General features: G+C 76.5%; 2 protein-coding genes. Both read right to left on the bottom strand.

Translation table 11 applies throughout. The features are described from left to right. The coding region (locus FDZ70_10955; GenBank protein ID TLM65664.1) for a hypothetical protein at positions 1–711 on the bottom strand (711 nt) is incomplete at its 3' end. Next, positions 489–1250: hypothetical protein (locus FDZ70_10950; GenBank protein TLM65663.1), on the bottom strand; the 762-nt coding region annotated here is incomplete at its 5' end. The genes FDZ70_10955 and FDZ70_10950, both read right to left, overlap by 223 nt.

Here is a 1250-nt window from a genome sequence, read left to right as displayed (position 1 = left end):
GCCTGCGACAGCGGGGTCGAGCATCGGCAGCGCCGGGTCGGTGGCGCGCCGCTCGAAGTAGGCGCCCAGGTCGCTTGCGCGCGTGACGCCGAACGCGCCGTCCGAGGGCACCTCGAGCCCGGAGAGGTCGAGGTCGGGGAGCACGACGAGGCCCCGGACGAGGTCCGACGCCACCGGCGCGCCCGCGGCGGCGAGAGCGGCGCGCACGGCGTCGACGCGCTCGACGTTGCGCAGGATCGGGTTCGGGTATCCGGCGGCCGCCTGACCGGAGCGCAACACGGTCCACGATGCGTTGTCCGCCGCACCGCGGACCGCGGTTCCCGCCCAGTCGCGCGACTCGACGACCAGGACGCCGCGCGCGTCGGCGACGAGCGCCTCGATGACGGCCGTCCCTGCGGGGCCTTCGATCAGCGCGTCGAACCGGCAGGTGAGCCGACGCGCGGTCGCGAGCCGTTCGATCTCGGCCGCGATGGGGGACGCCGGCACGCTCACTGTCCTCTGAGCGCGAGCCGGACGTCGTTCTCGAGCCCGTAGGTCACCGCGCTCGGGCCACCGAAGAACGTGACGGCGCCGGTCTCGGGCCCGTGCATGGCGAGCCAGCCGGTGAGCGGTGCGTCGGAGGCGGAGGGGAGCAGCACGATCGGTCCACCGGCCGTGCCCATGAACGGCCCGGCCGCGAGCGCGTCGGGGAACGAGTCGCCGCGGGCGCACCCGATGGCGTCGAACGCGAGCACACCGCCGCCTGTGGCCCAGTCCGCGACCGCGCGCGACGTCGCGTAGCGATCGGCGCCGGCCACCCGCTCCGGGCCGGGGAGGGCGGCCAGTGCCGTGTCGGAGACCGCCGCGATGCCGCCCACGACCACGGACGAGGTGATCCCAAGGTCAGTGATCGCGGCGGCGGTCGGCGCGGACAGCGCGGTCGGCGCGGTGAGGAGCACCGGCTGGCCGGCAGCGGCGGCCGCGGCGGCCGCGGACAGCGCGTCGGCGTACCCCGCTCCCGAGCACACGAACGCGCGGGAGCCCGGCACGCCGCCCGACTCCGCGGCGAGTTCGTCTGCCACGGCGGCGGCGGTCGCGTACCGGTCCGCGCCGGCGAGGCGCGCGACCGTGTCGCCGTAGCGCAGGGCGTCGAGCTGGTTGCGCACGGCCGTGGAGACGGCCGCGGTGCCGCCGACGACGTAGATGCGGTCGGGCGCGAGGCGGGCGATCTCGTCGCGCGTCGCGATCGTGAGCGACGAGGGATCGGTGAG

The organism is Actinomycetota bacterium (assembly GCA_005774595.1).
In the GTDB taxonomy this organism is placed as follows: domain Bacteria; phylum Actinomycetota; class Coriobacteriia; order Anaerosomatales; family D1FN1-002; genus D1FN1-002.
Note: the sequence above shows the minus strand (reverse complement) of the source record. Positions and strands in the feature narration are given on the sequence as shown.